Here is a 15,694-nt window from a genome sequence, read left to right as displayed (position 1 = left end):
CGGGTACGGGGACGTACGGACGTCGCTGCCTAGGCCGCGGCTGTCGCGGTGCTCACTGCGCGGTGCGGAACCGCGGGAAGGCGCTGCGGCCCGCGTAGACCGCGGCGTCGTCGAGGATCTCCTCGATGCGCAGGAGCTGGTTGTACTTGGCGACGCGCTCGGAACGGGCCGGGGCGCCGGTCTTGATCTGGCCGCAGTTGGTGGCGACGGCGAGGTCGGCGATGGTGACGTCCTCGGTCTCGCCGGAGCGGTGGGACATCATGCACTTGAAGCCGTTGCGCTGGGCCAGCTCGACCGCGTCCAGGGTCTCGGTCAGCGAGCCGATCTGGTTCACCTTGACCAGCAGGGCGTTGGCGGCGCCGTCCTCGATGCCGCGGGCCAGCCGCTCGGGGTTGGTGACGAACAGGTCGTCACCGACGAGCTGGACCTTGTCGCCCAGGCGCTCGGTGATGGTCTGCCAGCCCTCCCAGTCGTCCTCGAAGAGCGGGTCCTCGATGGAGACCAGCGGGTACGCCTCGACCAGCTCGGCGTAGTAGTCGGTCATCTCGGCGGCGGTGCGCTCCTTGCCCTCGAAGACGTAGGAGCCGTCCTTGTAGAACTCGGACGCGGCGACGTCGAGCGCGAGGGCGATCTGCTCGCCGGGGGTGTAGCCGGCCTCCTTGACCGCCTCCAGGATGAGGTCGAGCGCCTCGCGGTTGGAGCCCAGGTCGGGGGCGAAGCCGCCCTCGTCGCCGAGGCCGGTGGCCAGGCCCTTGCTCTTCAGGACCTTCTTGAGGGTGTGGTAGACCTCGGTGCCCCAGCGCAGGGCCTCGGAGAAGGACTCCGCGCCGATCGGGGCGATCATGAACTCCTGGATGTCCACGTTGGAGTCGGCGTGCGAGCCGCCGTTCAGGATGTTCATCATCGGCACCGGCAGCAGGTGCGCGTTGGGACCGCCCAGGTAGCGGAAGAGGGGCAGGTCGGACGCCTCGGAGGCGGCGTGGGCGACGGCGAGGGAGACGCCGAGGATGGCGTTGGCGCCGAGGGAGCCCTTGTTGTCGGTGGCGTCCAGGTCGAACATGGCCTGGTCGATCAGGCGCTGCTCGGTGGCGTCGTAGCCGACCAGCTCCGGGCCGATCTGCTCGATGACGGCGAGGACGGCCTTCTCGACGCCCTTGCCGTGGTAGCGGTTGGGGTCGCCGTCACGAAGCTCGATGGCCTCGAAGGCGCCCGTGGAGGCGCCGGACGGAACGGCGGCACGCCCCGTGCTGCCGTCGTCGAGGCCAACCTCGACCTCGACCGTGGGATTGCCTCGGGAGTCCAGGATTTCCCGGGCTACGACGACGTCGATGGACGGCACGAGCATCTCCATTCTCGGGATGTGACGCGTTGTGGCGGGCCGCGGTGGCTCCGCGGTCCGCGCCTGTGGCTCTGCGGGATGAGCCTAACCGGCTCCGGACGATCGGCCAGCCGGTCGCCCACCCGTCGGACAGGACCGAGCGTAGATTGTTTCTGCCCGGAACAAAATAGGGGCGCACAGACTCCGCCCGCGGCGCCTCCGCTCCCGCCGGTAACCCCTCCCCCGGCACCCGGACACGGAAAGAGCCCCGCCCCGGCGCGTACGGGGGAACACGCGCCGGGGCGGGGGGCCCGGAAGGGACGGGACGGATCGTCTGCGGCCCTTACTTCAGGTGGAGCTGCTGACCCGGGTAGATGAGGTCGGCGTGCTCGACGATGTCCTTGTTGAGCTGGAAGAGCTTGTTCCAGCCGCCCTTGACGCCGTGCTTCGCGGCGATCCCGCTGAGGGTGTCGCCCTTGACGACCTCGTACTCGCCGTCGCCCTTCTCGACCTTCTTGCCGGCCGGGGTGGTGACGGTCTTCTTGGCGGCCGGGCGCTCGGTGGAGCGCGAGGACTGCTGCTCGCCGCGGCTCTGCGAGGAGCCGGTGGACTGCGCCTTCGGCTTGGCCGGGGCCTGCGGCTTCGCGGGGGCCTGCGGCTTCGCCTGGGCGGAGCCGGAGGACTGCGAGGTGCCGGTGGACTGCGAGGTGCCCGACTGCGAGGAGCCGGTGGAGGTGCCGCCGGTGTACGCGGCGCTCGACAGGCCACGGCCGCAGACCGGCCAGGCGCCCTTGCCCTGGCCCGCGAGGACCTTCTCGGCGACGGCTATCTGCTGGGCCTTGCTGGCCTGGTTGGCGGTCGCGGCGTACTGGGTCCCGCCGTAGGCGGCCCAGGTGGAGGCGGAGAACTGGAGACCGCCGTAGTAACCGTTGCCGGTGTTGATGGACCAGTTGCCGCCCGACTCGCACTGGGCGACGGCGTCCCACTCGGCGGCGGTGGCGGCGGAGGCGTTGCCGGCCGCCATCAGCGGGGCGGCGACGGCGGCACCGGTGACGCCGGCGACGGCGATCACACGGGTGGCCTTGGACGGACGACGGTGCTTGCCCTTGCCGGAAAACAGCATGGTGGAATCCCCTCACCGACGCCTGCGAGGTGAGCTGTCGGGTTCGGGCCGGTTGAGAGTTGCCCGGCCGCGTCCCTCGCGGGACGCGGCTTCACCCCAAGCCGCTCCGGCCAACTGCCCGGTGCGGCACTTACCTTGGGTCCCCCGCTCCTGCCTGCGGCGCTTGACGCGACGACTGTTCCCGGACCGCCGCTGGCAGGATTCGGCGTTGCGGCGGTCGGGGCCCGCGGTGGCGAGCGGTCATGACCGTAGCCACGCCGTCGGGGGAAAGACAAAGACGATCAGGGCTTCTGAGACCTATCTCTCACGGAGTTTAAACCGGGCATATGGCCTGAACCGTGACGGTAACTACCCCTGGTTATCGACCGATTCGCCCGGAATCTCAAGCGTCTGACCGGGCACGATGTGGTCAGGATCGATTCCGACGACGTCCTTGTTGCCGGCGTAGAGCGCGGGCCATCCGCCGTCGACGTCAAGGGAGTCGGCGATGCCCCAGAGGTTGTCCCCGGCGCGGACCGTGTACGAGCCGTCCGGGAGGTCCCTGGCACCGCCGTCGCCGCGCGAGGCGTGGCGGCCGGACCGGTCGGCCCCGCGGCCCTCGGCGGCGCCCTCCTCGGCGCTGTCGCCGCGGTGGCGGCCCGAGCCGTCGTCGCCGGTCTCGGCGAGGCCCGAAGAACCGGCCCCCTGGTCCGAGTTGCCCGATTCGCCACCCTTCGCCCCATCGGCGGAGGAGTTGCCCCCACTCTGCCCCTGACCGTTCCCGCCGGCACCCGAACCGGAGGAGTCGCCGTAACCGGACGATTCGCCCGACGCGCCCGAGGAGGCGTCAGCGGACGGCGAGGGGGAGGCCGAGGGGGACGATCCGGACGTCGACGGACCCAGACCGGCCAAGCCGGACGAACCGGGCGCCTGCGGGGTCGCCGAGGCGACGCCGCCCGCGGTGCCCGCGTCCACGCCGATCGACGCCGAACCGCTGCCGAGCCCGGCGAGCGGCCCGCAGGTCGGCCAGGCGGCGACGCCCTGCTCCCCGAGCACCTGCTCGGCCACTCTTATCTGCTGCGAGCGGCTGGCCTGGTCAGGGCTGGGCGCGTAGTCGAGACCGCCGAAGCGTTCCCAGTCCGCCTGCGACAGTTGCAGACCGCCGTAGTAGCCGTTTCCACTGTTCTGGCTCCACGCGCCGCCGGTCTCGCACTCGGCGACCCGATCCCAGCTCACCGCGTCCGCCGCGTGGGCGCCGGTGGCGCCGAGAAGCGGGATCGCGATGGCGGAGCCGGTCACTCCGGCGGCGACGACCAGGGCGGGAGCCTGGCGGGGGCGACGGTGACGACCGTTCCCGGAGAGCATGCGACAACCTTTCGCGAGGCAGCGATGAGCACGTGACGCTTGATGCGGGGCACCACGTTGATCCGTGAACGTATAGGCAGACGATCACTTGTCACAAGTTCATGCCGCGCAGATCACATGACGATCACAAAGTTGAGGAAGTGTCATCTTCGCTCTTGTCACGGACCGTTGACGGCTCCTGACGGAATCGGGGTGAAGGACACCGGCAGCGTCCGCAGTCCCCGCATGATGAGCCCACCGCGCCAGCGTAGTTCGGCGGGGTCCGCCGCGAGGCCGAGATCCGGCAACCGGGTCAGCAGCGTGGCGAGCGCGGTCTGCCCCTCCAGCCGGGCGAGGGGGGCGCCGAGGCAGTAGTGGATGCCGTGGCCGTAGCCGAGGTGCTGGTTGTCGCGGCGGGCGAGGTCCAGGGTGTCCGGGCCGGGGAACCGCTCCGGGTCCCGGTCGGCGGCGGCCAGCACCACGAGGACGGGGTCCCCGGCCGCGATGTCCTGCCCGCCGACGGTCAGCGGGCGGGTGGCGAAGCGCCAGGTGGCCAGTTCCACCGGGCCGTCGTAGCGCAGCAGTTCCTCGACGCCGGTCTCCAGCAGCCCGTGCTCGCCCGCGGCGAGGGAGTCCTGGAGGAGGGCGCGCTGCCGGGGGTGGGTGAGCAGGGCGTAGGTGCCGTTGCCGATGAGGTTGACGGTGGTCTCGAAACCGGCGAAGAGCAGGATGAACGCCATCGCCGCCGCCTCGTTCTCGGTGAGGTGCTCCCCGTGGTCCGAGGCGCGGATGAGGCCGGAGATGAGGTCCTCGCCGGGGCCCGGTTCGGGCGGCAGCGCGGCCCGCTTGCGGTGGATCAGGTCGGCGAGGTAGCCGCGCATCTTCTTGACCGACCGCGCCACCCCGCCCCTCGGGCCGCCGCCGTGGCGGATCATCATGCCCGCCCAGTCGCGGAAGTCGTCCTGGTCCTCGCGGGGGACGCCGAGCAGGTCGCAGATGGCGTAGATGGGCAGCGGGAAGGCGAACTCGTGGATCAGGTCGGCGGAACCGGTGCCGGCGAAGCGGTCGATGAGGCCGTCCGCCAGCTCCTGCACGCGCGGCGCGAACTCGGCGACCCGGCGGGGTGTGAACGCCTTGCTGACCAGCCGGCGCAGCCGGGTGTGGTCCGGCGGGTCGATGTTGAGCAGATGCGTCATCAGTTCGGCCTTGCGCTCCCCCGGGATGCCGGTCTTGCCCCGGGCGTGCGCCGGCTCGTCGTGGTGCGCCGGGTTCTTCGACAGCCGCTGGTCGGCGAGGGCCTGCCGGGCGTCGGCGTACCGGGTGACCAGCCATGCCTCCACCCCGCTGGGCAGGGTGGTGCGGTGCACGGGCGCGTGCTCGCGCAGCCAGGCGTATGCGGGGTACGGGTCGCTCGCGAACTCCCAGGTGAAAAGCTCGGGGGCGGGGCGGTCGAGGGCGGGACGGTCGGGCAACGGACGGTCGGGCACGGGCTGGTCGGTCACCCCCCGACCGTATCGGTCACGGCGGGGGCGGTCGGGGCGCCGTCCGGCGGGGGCGGTCGGTGAGGCGGGGGCCTCCGGCGGTCGGTGAGGCAGGGGGCCTTCGGGCGGGCTGTGAGGCAGGAGCCTCGGGCGGCTGTGGGCGGGGCCGGGGCGGTGCTCCCTATATATACGGGTTCCGCACGCGGGTTCACTCAGGGTGCCGTTCACGCGCTACGGGGCAGCCGTGCTCGTGCGCCGGTGCGTGCGCGGGCGGGGGTGGGGCGGGGTGCGTACGCGGGCGGGGGCGGGAGCGGGCCGGGGCAGGTGGGGGCGCGGTGGGGTCAGGTGTCCGTGCCGTCGGCCGGTCCGGCGTCCTCGGCCGGTCCGGTGTCCTCGGCCGGTCCCGTGTTCTCGGTCCGGGCGGCGTCCTCGGCCGCTCTGATGGCGTCCCGGTAGGCCCGTGCCGCCGCGCGCAGCGCCGTCTCCGGGTCGGTGCCCTCCGCCTCGGCGCGGGCGGCCAGCGCCAGCAGCTCGTACCCCACGCCCTCGCCCCGGGGCAACGGCACGTCGAGGCCGGCCGTACGGACCCGGAAGGCCAGCTTCGCGGCGAGGGCCAGAGCGGGCTGGCCGAGCGGGATGCCCTCGGTGACCGAGGTGCGCCGCTTCTCGACCGCCTTGGTCCGCAGCCACTGCGCCCGGACCTCCTCGGGGGTCTCCACGGTGGCGTCGCCGAAGACGTGCGGGTGACGGTGGACCAGCTTGGCGACGAGGGTGGCGGCCACGTCGTCCACCGAGAACGGCGCCTCGGGGTGGTCCTCGGCGATCCGGGCGTGGAAGACGACCTGGAGCAGGACGTCCCCCAGCTCCTCGCGCAGCTCCTCCCGGTCGCCGTCCTCGATCGCCTCGACCAGCTCGTACGCCTCCTCGATGCCGTACTTCACCAGGTCCTCGTGGGTCTGGCGGGAGGACCAGGGGCATGCGGCGCGGATGCGGTCCATCACCTGGACCAGGTCCAGCAGGCGGGCGCCCGGCAGGTCGTAGGAGGCGGGGAGCAGCTCCAGCTCGGGCATGGCCACCCGGCCGGAACCGGCGAGGCGGGCCAGCCCGTCCGTGAGGGCCGGTTCGCCCTCGCCGGTCGCCACGACGACCACGGTGTGCCCGCCGGCGCACGCCCCGACCAGGTCCTCGGCGGCCGGGGACGCCTCGTCGACGCGTATCCCCGCCTCGCGGAGGTACGGGAGCTGCGGATGCGTCCCGTCGGCGCACAGCACGCGGTCCGCGGCGCGCAGCGCCTGCCAGGCCGGCCAGGACAGCAGTCCGGGGGCGACGCGGTGGCTGGTGGTGAGCAGGACGATCCGGCCCGGGTCGGCGGCGGAGTCGGGGCTGAGTGCGTTCACCCTCCGAACGTAACGCACGGCGCCGGCCGGCCCCGAGTTGTCCACAGGTGGTTGTCCACAGGGGCCGGCCGGACGCCGGTCAGGTCTGCTCGGAGACGTCGCGGAGCCAGGGGGTGCCGGAGTCGACGCGGCTGCTCTTCTGGACGTCCCAGGAGCCGTAGCGCGGGTTGAGGTCCACGTCGAGCTTCTCGGACGCCGCGGAGAGGGCCTTCCAGAACTCCGGGCGACTGGTGTCGGTGCCGAGGTGCTCGGCGAGCTTCTGCGCCTCCAACTGGAGCCGCAGGTTCTCTTCGAGGCGGACCGGGGGCACGCCGTACTGCTGGAGCCAGACGGTCTCCAGCTCCCGCGCGCCGCCCGCCTGCTGCTCCAAGCCGGTCCGCATGTGCTGGACCTCCTTGCGGGACACGCTCACGCCCGCGTCCTCGGCGGCCCGGTGCAGCACCCGGTCCAGGACCATGCTGTGCAGCGTGTCGCGGGTGAGGGACCCGGTCCGCGCCACGACCTGCTGGTACTGCTCGTCGTCCGGGACGGCGGCCCGCTGCGCCTCCCGCACCTCGCCGACCCGGCCCTCCAACTGGGAGACCGTGATCCGCTGGTCGCCCACGACGGCCGCCGCACCGGGGTGCGCGTCGCTGCCGCAGGCGGAGAGCAAGGGGGCCGCGGCGACGAGGGCGGCGGTGAGGAGGAGCGCGGTACGACGACGGCGGTGCAAGGAGACCTCCCGTGATGAGCGCGGCAGACGGGTGCGGCCTCCGGCGTCCCGGCCGGTGTGACGGTCGGGGGCCGGGCGGTCGCACGTGGTCCTTGTGAAGATCGATGGTAGGCAGTGGCCCAGCTCTGGCCAACCCATTCGACCAACGATTCACCGGCGCTTCGGGCACCGCCACGCTCCGCCGCGGCCCCCGCCTGGGCCGCGCAGCGGTCAGCCGCGCACCTGGCCGAGCCACTGGAGCGTGCGCCGCACCTCCGCGGCGAGCGGGTGCCCGGGGCCGTGGAGGCGCTCCACGTCGTGCAGGAGCCGGGCCAGCGTGTCGTGGGCGGCGGGGCGGTCGCCGAGGGCCAGCAGGAGGTGGCCGATCCGGCGGCGGACGTCGTGGGCGAGGTCCGGGTCGCCGGCCACGTACTGGTTCTCGTAGTACGGCAGCAGCGCCCGGTACTCGGCGAGGGCCGCCGCCGGGTCGCCGAGCTGCTCCAGGCACTGGGCGGCCTCGTAGCGGTGGCGCAGCGACTGCGGGTCCGCGCTGCCGACCTCGGCGGCGCGTTCGTCGGCGAGCCGGCGCAGTTCGGGCAGCGCGCGCCGGTACTGGCCGTCGTCCAGCAGCGTGGCCGCGTACTGCCGGCGCAGGGTGCGTACCACCGGGGAGTTCTCGCCGTGCTCCTCGGCGGCGGTGGGCAGGATCGCGCCGAGGATGTCGACGGCCTGGGTGATGCGGCCCTCGCCGAGCAGCCGCTTGACCTCGTCGACGGCGTGGGCCACGTCCGTCTTCCGGGCCTCGGTGGAGGGCGTGACCGGGGCGGGCCGGGGCGCGGGGGTGCGCGCCCGGTCGGGCCAGGGGGCGTGCGGGCGCACGAAGGGGCGGGTGGGGTCGAGCGGGCCGCCGGTGGGCACGCCCCGCGAGGGCAGGAGCAGCGCCAGGACCTCGTAGACCTCCTGGGCGGAGGCGGGGCGGTGCTGCGGGTCCTTGGCGAGCAGGCGCAGGACCAGGGCCTCCAGCGCCTCGGGCACCTCGGGGCGCAGGCGGCGCACCGGAAGCGGCGGTTCGTACAGGTGCCGGTGGAGCACGCCGAGGGCCGTCGAACCGGCGAACGGCACGTTGCCGCTGAGCAGTTCGTGCAGCAGCACGCCGAGCGCGTACAGGTCGGTGTACGGGCCGACGGCGCCGCCCATCGCCTGCTCCGGCGCCATGTAGGCGGGCGAGCCGATGGGCGTGCCGGTGTGGGTGAGGCGGGTGGTGTCCGCGTCCATCACGGAGGCGACCCCGAGGTCGAGGACGGTGACGCTGCCGTCCTGCTTCACCATCACGTTGCGCGGCTTGAGGTCGCGGTGGACGATCGGCACGGCGTGCACGGCGCTCAGCACGGCGCAGAGCTGGGCCGCGACCGCCACCGCCCACTGCCACGGGTACGGGTCGTGCTCGGCGAGGTGGTCGGAGAGGTCGGCGCCGTCGACGTACTGCATGACGAGGAAGAGTTCCTCGCCCTCGCTGCCCGCGTCGTGCACGGTGACCAGCCCGGGGTGGTCGACCTGGGCCGTCACCCGGCACTCGCGCAGGAAGCGGCGGCGCAGTTCCTCGGCCTCCTGGCCGGCCACCTTGTCGGGGCGGAGCAGCTTCACCGCCACGCGCCGGTCGAGCCGGCGGTCGTAGGCGGCCCACACCTGGCCCATGCCGCCCTGTCCGATGAGCGTGGACAGTTCGTAGCGGCCGGCGACGACACGTCCCGCCGTCACGGTCACCTTCCGCCCTCGTGGTCGCCGTCGTGGTTGCCGTCGTGCCGGCGCAGGTAGTCGCTCAGCTCGTCGAGTTCGGCGCGCACCTGGTCGATGCGGGCGGGGCCGGGCGGCACCGGGCCCGCCGGCCCGGCAGGGGCCTGGGGCACGACCGGCGGCGACGGCTGGAGCGGGACGTACGGCGGCTGCCGCACGTCGCCGTAGGGGGACTGCTGCGGGCCGGGAGGGGCCTGCCGCCCCGGCGGGGGCGTGGGCGTGGGCCCGTACGGTCCGGCCGGCGGGCCGGGCACCGGTCCTTGCACCGGGCCTTGCGCCGGTCCGGGCACGGGTCCTGCGACCTGGCCCGGGTGGCCGCCTCTCACGTGCGTCTGCCCGTAGTACGGGGCGGCGTTCGCGGGACCCGGCGGTGTGTACCCGGCGTACTTCCACGGCTCGGAGTGCACCCGTATGTCGCCCACCAGGAAGTAGACGCTCGACGCCGCACCGGTCAGCAGCATGATCATGACGGCGACGTCGGTGGCCGGGTTGTCCTCCCGCAGCAAACCGAGCACGAACAGGCATCCGAAGGACACCGGGAGCGCGATCCAGGCCAGCACCCAGTCGACCGCCCGGCCGCGCACGAAGGCGAGCCGGAACAGCGGCAGGCTGGCGAGGAGCCCGCAGGAGAGGAAACCGATCATGGCGAACAACACGCGCAGGGTGATGACGGTGGCCCTCCCGGAGGAGGGCGGTCCCGCGCTGTTGCCGTACATGACTGCTCCTGGACCGGTGTCGCCGATGGGCCGAACGGACGGACGAATCATCCGCCGGGTACGTCCGAGCGTATCCGCCGTCACCGGCCGGCGGTCCCGGGATGTGCCGAACCGTTGCCGTACCGATCACGTCCCGGTCACCGCGCGGGGCCCGGCCGGGTCCTGACGGGGCGGCGGGCCGGCCGGGAACGGAGGTTCTCAGCCGCCGGGCGACACCGTCCCGTCCGTCAGGCCGTCGTACGTCCCGCGCACGAGCCGCTCCCCGAGCCGGCCCGAGAGCCGCAGCGTGCGCTCGAACTCGTCGAGCGCCCTGAAGCGCGCCCCGTAGGGCCGCTGCGCGTCGAGCGTGAGCCGGGGAAGGTGCAGGCGCCGCACGTCGAGACGGGTGGCGGTGGACGCGTAGCTGCTGGCCTGGCGGTTGTTGGCGGAGCCGCGCAGGAAGCCCGCGAGGAACCACGGGTCCAGGGCCGCCGGGTCGGGGCGCAGCAGGACGAGGTTGCGCCCGAGGGCGGCGCCGGCGGTCGTGTCGTCGATGACGCGCGCGACCGAGCCGCCGCCGAGGACGGGCAGGACGACGTCCCCGGCTTCGGTCAGCACCGGTTCCTCGTCGCTCTCCGGAAGCGTGCCGGACGGCCTGTTTCCGGTCAGCACGTCGTGGTCGGTGAGGACCGGCACGCGCGCGGGGCCGCCGTTTCCGCCGGTACGCATCACCAGGGCGCCGCCCCGGGCGAGTTCACCGACGGTGGTCAGCGTCCAGCGCGGGGCGGACCGGGTGGCCTCGGCGGCCTCCGGGGCGAGGCCGGCGGCCAGGCTCAGGGTCTCGCCGAGGCGGGCACGGACGTCGCCGAGTTCGTCGGCTCCGTCGGCCGCGGTGGGCGGGGGGAGGTGGCGGGCGGGGGCGAGGTCGACGTCGTCGTCGAGGAGTTCGATGACGGGCAGCGAACGGGCGAGGCCCGGCCGCTCCTCCAGCCGGCCCTCCGCGTCGAAGGCCCGCCAGGCGTCGAGCACCGCCTCCCGCACGGCCCGCCAGTCCGGCCCACCGCGCCCCTCGGCGCCGAAGCGCCCCACGTCGGCGAGGAGCACCTCCGGCTGCGCGGGCGCCCTCTCGGGCCGGCGCAGCACCCACAGGTGCAGCGGGATGTTGTACGGCGGTGCCGCGCCGACCGGCAGCGCGACCACGGCCCGCAGCGCGCCCCGGCGCAGCAGGTCGGCGCGGACCCGGCGTCCGGAACGGCGGGAGGCGGCGGCGGGCGGCATGAGCAGGACGGCCGTGCCGCCGTCGCGCAGCCGGGCGAGGGCGTGCTGCACCCAGGCCAGCTCCGATTCGGTGCGGGCCGGGAAGCCGTACTCCCAGCGGGGGTCGTAGGCCAGTTCCTCGTGGCCCCAGTTGCGCTCGTTGAACGGCGGGTGGCACAGGACGACGTCGGCGCGCAGCTCGGGGAAGGCGTCCGCGCGCAGGGTGTCGGCGGCGGCGCCGCGCACGGTGGCCCGGGTGTGCAGGGCGAGGCGGAGCCCGGTGAGCGCGGCGAGGTCGGCGGCGGCGTCCTGGGCGTAGAGCGCCTGGTGGGGGGTGCGGGGGTGGTGGGGGTGGTGGGGGTGGTCGGGGTGGGGGGTGCGGCTGGAGCGGTCGGTGCGCTCGGGGCGGCCGGTGTGCTCGGGGCGGTCGGTGCGGCGGACGGCGGCGCGGAGCAGGGCGCCGGTGCCGCAGGCGGGGTCGAGGACGGTGCGGGCGGGGCGGGCGGGGGCGGTGAGGGCGGCGGGGGCGGCGGGGCCGGCGAGGTCTGCCAAGTCGGCCAGGTCGGCCATGAGGTCCGCGAGGTCGGTGGGGGTGAGCGTGTACTGGCGCGGGTTGGCGTCCAGGTGCCGGCCGAGCAGGAACTCGAAGGTCTGCCGGGGGCCCAGCTCGGCGGCGAGTTCGGCGACGCCACGCAGGAGGGGGACGGAGGCGAGGAGGGAGGGGGCGGTGGGGGTACGGATGGCGGATGAGGCGGGTGGGGCGGGTGAGGGCTGTGGGGTGGATGAGGGCTGTGGGGTGGGTGGGGTTTGTGGGGTGTGAACCGGTGAGGGGGTGTTCACAGGGGGTGCCGCCTGGCCGGGCGGCGAGGTGTGAACTGATGTGTCACTGTGAACCGGGGTTCCGCCGCGAACCGGTGCATCACTGTGAACCGGCCCGCCGCTGTGAACCGGCGTGTCACTGTGAACCCCGGTCGGGGAGTCCGCCGCCGGCGTCACCGTTAGGCCGTGAACCGACCCGTTCGTGTGAACACCCGTAGCGGTACTCCCGCCGGATACCCCGTTCACGCCGCCACCCGAGTTCACAGCAGCGTCGGGGTTCACAGCGACACCGGAGTTCACACCCGTATCCCCGCTCGCGCCGCCCCGCGTGTGAACAGCTCCCCCCGACCGGCCGCCCCGGCTCCCGTGGCCCCCCTGACCGCCTCGGCCTCCCCGCGCCAGGCCGAAGCGCGGCACCAGCACCTCGTCCAGCGCCTCCGGCAGCATCGCGGCGAGCCGTTCGTCGGACCCGGCGGCCAGCTCCGGCCACACCGCGGGCCGGTCGTGGATCAGCAGCAGGGCACAGCCGGCGTGGGCCAGCGCGGTGACCGGCCCCTCGGGGTGGCCGACGAGTTGCTGCCAGACCCGCTCGCGGAGCGGTACCTCGGCGAGTTTGCCGTGTCGGCGCAGCCAGCCCTCCACCTCCGCCAGGGCGAAGGAGGGGCTGGTCTCGGTGCCGCCGACGGGTTTGGGGAAGTCGTCGTGCCGGCGTCGCCAGTTGCTCACGGCGGCACGGCCCACACCGGCGAGCCGCGCGATCCCGGCGGCGGTCACCTCTGTCGCGTTGTCCTGCACCCGGCCGGCTCCCCTCGTTCCATGTGTGACGCCGAGCATACCGATGGACGCGCGTTCGAAGACTTCACGGCGTGTACTGCTCGCACCGTGTGAACGTGGTTGACTCGGTTCACAGGCTCTGATCTTATTGACCCCGCGAACGAGCAGCCGTCGACCGATGACGGTTGCCGCGTTGGGAGGGGACACCCGTCATGGGCACGAAGGGCAAGATCGCGCTGGGGGCCGTCGTGGGGATCGTCGTCATCGGCGCCATCTCGGCCAACGCCGGAGGCGGCGACGACGACAAGAACACGAGCGGCAAGGACTCCTCGGCGTCCGCGTCCGCTTCCGCGGGCCGGGGGTCCGGCGACGACAAGGGCAAGGGGGCGGCGGACGAGTCGAGGCCGGCGAAGAAGAAGGCGGACATCAAGGGAAGCGGCGACTTCGAGGTGGGCTCGGACGTCAAGCCCGGCACCTACCGCAGCTCCGGCAACGACGGCATGTGTTACTGGGAGCGCGCCAAGGACGCCTCGGGCGAGCTGGACTCCCTCCTCGCCAACGACAACGTCACCGGCACCACCTACGTGACCATCAAGGCCACCGACAAGATCTTCAAGTCCAACGGCTGCGAGGACTGGGAGGTCGTCGACCCCGGCGCCAAGGGTTCGCCCGCCTCGTCGATGGCCGGGGACGGCGGCATGTTCGCGGTCGGCACCGACATCGCCCCCGGCACCTACAAGTCCACGGGCAACAGCGACATGGGCTGCTACTGGGAGCGGGCCAAGGACGCCGGCCACTCGCTCGACTCGATCATCGCCAACAACAACGTCTCCGGCTCCGCGGTCGTGACGATCAGCGCCTCGGACGGCTACTTCAAGACCACCGGCTGCGAGGACTGGAAGAAGACCGGCTGACCGGCCGGCCTCACGCCACCGACCGAGCCCCGCGACGCGCCGAGCGCCGCCCGGAAACCCGGCCCCGCCCGGCAGCCCGCCCCGCCCGGCGCCCCCGCCTCGCCAACACCCCGGCCCCAGCGCCCCGGCACCCCGGCCCTGGGACACCTCGCCCTGCCCGGCGCGCACCCGCGCCCCGCCCCGCCTCACCCGGCCAACCTCGCCCCACTCCACCCCACCCACCAAGGAGCCCGCATGCGGCGCACCCCGCTCGTCGTCCTCTGTCTCGCCGCCACCGCCGCCCTCACCGTCGCCGGCTGCCAGTCCGACCCCGCCTCCGCCTCCGCCTCCCCCTCCGGCAGCGGCAAGTCCGCACAGTCCGAGAAGTCCGAGACATCCGAGAAGTCCGGTGCGACGCGGGTGGCGGACCCGTTCGACGGGCTGTCGGCCGCGGAGATCGCCGACCGGGCGTTCAAGGCGACCAGGGAGGCCGGTTCGCTGCGCATGAGGGGCGACGTCCCCGACGAGGAGACCGGCGGCACCATCCGGATCGACATGGCGGTGGACCGGGACGGCCGGTGCGCGGGCACGATGAGCCTGGACGGCGAGGGGAAGACGGAGCTGATCCGGACCGGCGACACGCTGTACATGAAGTACGACGAGCGGTTCCTGCGGGCGCAGAGCGAGGGGGAACCCGCGGCGGACGTCGACGCGGCCGTGGCGCTCCTCGCCGACCAGTGGACCAAGACGTCCGCCGCGGGCGAGGACGCCAAGGACGCCGGGGGCCTGTGCGATCTGGACGCGGTGCTGGGCGAGGCAGAGCCGGCCGGTACCGGCCTGACGCGGGGCGAGTCCGCCGACGTCGACGGCAGGCAGGCGGTCGTCCTGCACGAGAAGGACGGCGCGGACCGCCACACGGTGTACGTCGCCGCCGAGGGCAAGCCCTACGTACTGCGCCTGGACAGCGAGTCCGCGAAGGAGCCCGGCACGCTCACCTTCAGCGCGTACGACGAACCGGTGTCCGCCGAGGCGCCGACCGGCAAGGTCATCGACCTCGACGCGCTGGACGGCTGACCCCGTACGCGGCACCGCCCCGCGAGAAGAGCGGGCGCAGGGCGCACCCCCGGCACATCGCCCGGGGGTGCGCCACAGCCACAGCCGCAGCCGTCGCCGCAGCCACGGCCGATGCCACAGCCGACGCCGTCACCGCAGTCGCACTCGCAGCCCTAGCCGTCGCCGGCCGGTGTACGGCCCGTCAGCCGCCGCACTGGCGCAGCATCTCGTCCCGGTCGGGGGCGGTCACGGGCATCTCGTACTTGACGGCGACCTGGGCGAAGCGGACCGCGTAGGCGCAGCGGACGCTCTTGTTGGGCGGCAGCCAGGTGGCGGGGCCGGAGTCGCCCTTGGCGGAGTTGGCGCGGCCCTCGACCGGTATGAGGTTGAGGACGTCGTTGGCGAGCTGCTTGCGCTTGCTGACGGGCCATTGCTTGGCGCCCATCTGCCAACTGTAGGAGAGCGGGACGACGTGGTCGATCTGGACCTCGCTCGCCTTCTCCTTGCGCCAGTCGATGGTCGTCCCGGTGTACGGGTCGTCGATGGTCATGGAGATGACCACGCAGTCGGAGCCCTCGCGGAAGCGCAGGTCCTGGCCGTCGCGCTGGAGCAGGTCGTTGCGGGTGTCGCAGCCGTTGCGGGCGAGTGGCACGCCGTCGGCGGTGTCCATCCAGGCGTAGCCGAACTCGTCGCGGGCGTACCCGGTCTTGGGGCCGCGGCCCTTGGTCTTGACCTGCTCGATGATCTCGCGGGCCTTGGCCTGGTCCGCCTCGCCGGTGACCGGCGCGAGGCCGGGTTTCGTCCCGTCGGGGTTGTCCAGGGGGCTGACGGACCGTCCGTCGGCCGCCGCCTCCCCGCCGCCCGCGGCGGACGGGGTCTCGTCCAGGCCCTCGCATCCGGTGACCAGGGCCAGCGCCAGACACGCCGCCACCGCTCCGCCGACCCGGCGGAACGTTCCCGCCGTCTTGTTGTGACGCCTCGCGGGCGTCCCTCCCCTATGTTGCATGGACACACCGTATCCAGCGAGAGGTCCAGACCATAGGGGGCCTCAACGGGCATACCGCGCATGTGGGGCG

Annotated in this window: 12 protein-coding genes and 1 riboswitch; of the genes, 2 read left to right on the top strand and 10 right to left on the bottom strand. The window is 73.5% G+C overall.

What is annotated here, in order from left to right:
- Nucleotides 1-52: 52 nt before the first annotated feature.
- The 9 genes from eno to J5Y05_RS23885 form a co-directional block, all read right to left on the bottom strand.
- Complete coding sequence (eno, locus tag J5Y05_RS23925) at nucleotides 53-1,339, bottom strand: phosphopyruvate hydratase (protein ID WP_210875216.1); 1,287 nt, start codon at nucleotides 1,337-1,339, stop codon at nucleotides 53-55.
- Nucleotides 1,340-1,661: 322 nt separating this feature from the next.
- On the bottom strand, nucleotides 1,662-2,441 hold the full coding sequence (locus tag J5Y05_RS23920; protein WP_210875121.1) for a LysM peptidoglycan-binding domain-containing protein: 780 nt from the start codon (nucleotides 2,439-2,441) through the stop codon (nucleotides 1,662-1,664).
- Nucleotides 2,442-2,445: 4 nt separating this feature from the next.
- Nucleotides 2,446-2,613, bottom strand: a riboswitch (cyclic di-AMP (ydaO/yuaA leader).
- 176 nt (nucleotides 2,614-2,789) lie between these two features.
- Nucleotides 2,790-3,785, bottom strand: a complete 996-nt coding sequence (locus J5Y05_RS23915) for a transglycosylase family protein (protein WP_210875120.1) — start codon at nucleotides 3,783-3,785, stop codon at nucleotides 2,790-2,792.
- A gap of 158 nt (nucleotides 3,786-3,943) precedes the next feature.
- Nucleotides 3,944-5,266, bottom strand: coding sequence for a cytochrome P450 family protein (locus tag J5Y05_RS23910; protein WP_210875119.1), 1,323 nt, complete (start codon nucleotides 5,264-5,266; stop codon nucleotides 3,944-3,946).
- A gap of 320 nt (nucleotides 5,267-5,586) precedes the next feature.
- Nucleotides 5,587-6,642 carry a nucleoside triphosphate pyrophosphohydrolase gene (locus J5Y05_RS23905; protein ID WP_210875118.1) on the bottom strand — a complete coding sequence of 352 codons (1,056 nt, stop codon included), beginning with the start codon at nucleotides 6,640-6,642 and terminating at the stop codon, nucleotides 5,587-5,589.
- Nucleotides 6,643-6,721: 79 nt separating this feature from the next.
- Complete coding sequence (locus tag J5Y05_RS23900) at nucleotides 6,722-7,354, bottom strand: SurA N-terminal domain-containing protein (RefSeq protein ID WP_210875117.1); 633 nt, start codon at nucleotides 7,352-7,354, stop codon at nucleotides 6,722-6,724.
- A gap of 210 nt (nucleotides 7,355-7,564) precedes the next feature.
- Nucleotides 7,565-9,055 carry a serine/threonine-protein kinase gene (locus J5Y05_RS23895; protein ID WP_281730815.1) on the bottom strand — a complete coding sequence of 497 codons (1,491 nt, stop codon included), beginning with the start codon at nucleotides 9,053-9,055 and terminating at the stop codon, nucleotides 7,565-7,567.
- A gap of 38 nt (nucleotides 9,056-9,093) precedes the next feature.
- Nucleotides 9,094-9,843, bottom strand: coding sequence for a hypothetical protein (locus J5Y05_RS23890; RefSeq protein ID WP_210875115.1), 750 nt, complete (start codon nucleotides 9,841-9,843; stop codon nucleotides 9,094-9,096).
- Nucleotides 9,844-10,041: 198 nt separating this feature from the next.
- Complete coding sequence (locus J5Y05_RS23885; RefSeq protein ID WP_210875114.1) at nucleotides 10,042-12,693, bottom strand: HsdM family class I SAM-dependent methyltransferase; 2,652 nt, start codon at nucleotides 12,691-12,693, stop codon at nucleotides 10,042-10,044.
- Nucleotides 12,694-12,884: 191 nt separating this feature from the next.
- Here J5Y05_RS23885 and J5Y05_RS23880 point away from each other — a divergent pair, with 191 nt between their 5' ends.
- Complete coding sequence (locus J5Y05_RS23880) at nucleotides 12,885-13,586, top strand: Rv1352/Rv1906c domain-containing protein (RefSeq protein ID WP_210875113.1); 702 nt, start codon at nucleotides 12,885-12,887, stop codon at nucleotides 13,584-13,586.
- Nucleotides 13,587-13,820: 234 nt separating this feature from the next.
- Nucleotides 13,821-14,639, top strand: coding sequence for a hypothetical protein (locus J5Y05_RS23875; protein ID WP_210875112.1), 819 nt, complete (start codon nucleotides 13,821-13,823; stop codon nucleotides 14,637-14,639).
- A gap of 181 nt (nucleotides 14,640-14,820) precedes the next feature.
- Here the strand turns inward: J5Y05_RS23875 and J5Y05_RS23870 are convergent, their stop codons facing one another.
- Nucleotides 14,821-15,624 (bottom strand): HNH endonuclease family protein, encoded by an 804-nt coding sequence (locus J5Y05_RS23870; RefSeq protein WP_210875111.1) that lies wholly within the window; start codon nucleotides 15,622-15,624, stop codon nucleotides 14,821-14,823.
- Between the last annotated feature and the right edge of the window lie 70 nt (nucleotides 15,625-15,694).

The organism is Streptomyces tagetis (genome assembly GCF_018069565.1).
Taxonomy (GTDB): domain Bacteria; phylum Actinomycetota; class Actinomycetes; order Streptomycetales; family Streptomycetaceae; genus Streptomyces; species Streptomyces tagetis.
This window is presented reverse-complemented; position numbering and strand designations above follow the sequence as displayed.

Excerpts from the sequence above, each read along its gene's own strand:
- J5Y05_RS23880 (WP_210875113.1), top strand. The coding sequence starts at position 12,885 with ATGGGCACGAAGGGCAAGATCGCGCTGGGGGCCGTCGTGGGGATCGTC.
- J5Y05_RS23920 (WP_210875121.1), bottom strand. The coding sequence starts at position 2,441 with ATGCTGTTTTCCGGCAAGGGCAAGCACCGTCGTCCGTCCAAGGCCACC.
- J5Y05_RS23915 (WP_210875120.1), bottom strand. The coding sequence starts at position 3,785 with ATGCTCTCCGGGAACGGTCGTCACCGTCGCCCCCGCCAGGCTCCCGCC.
- J5Y05_RS23875 (WP_210875112.1), top strand. The coding sequence starts at position 13,821 with ATGCGGCGCACCCCGCTCGTCGTCCTCTGTCTCGCCGCCACCGCCGCC.
- J5Y05_RS23890 (WP_210875115.1), bottom strand. The coding sequence starts at position 9,843 with ATGTACGGCAACAGCGCGGGACCGCCCTCCTCCGGGAGGGCCACCGTC.
- J5Y05_RS23870 (WP_210875111.1), bottom strand. The coding sequence starts at position 15,624 with ATGCAACATAGGGGAGGGACGCCCGCGAGGCGTCACAACAAGACGGCG.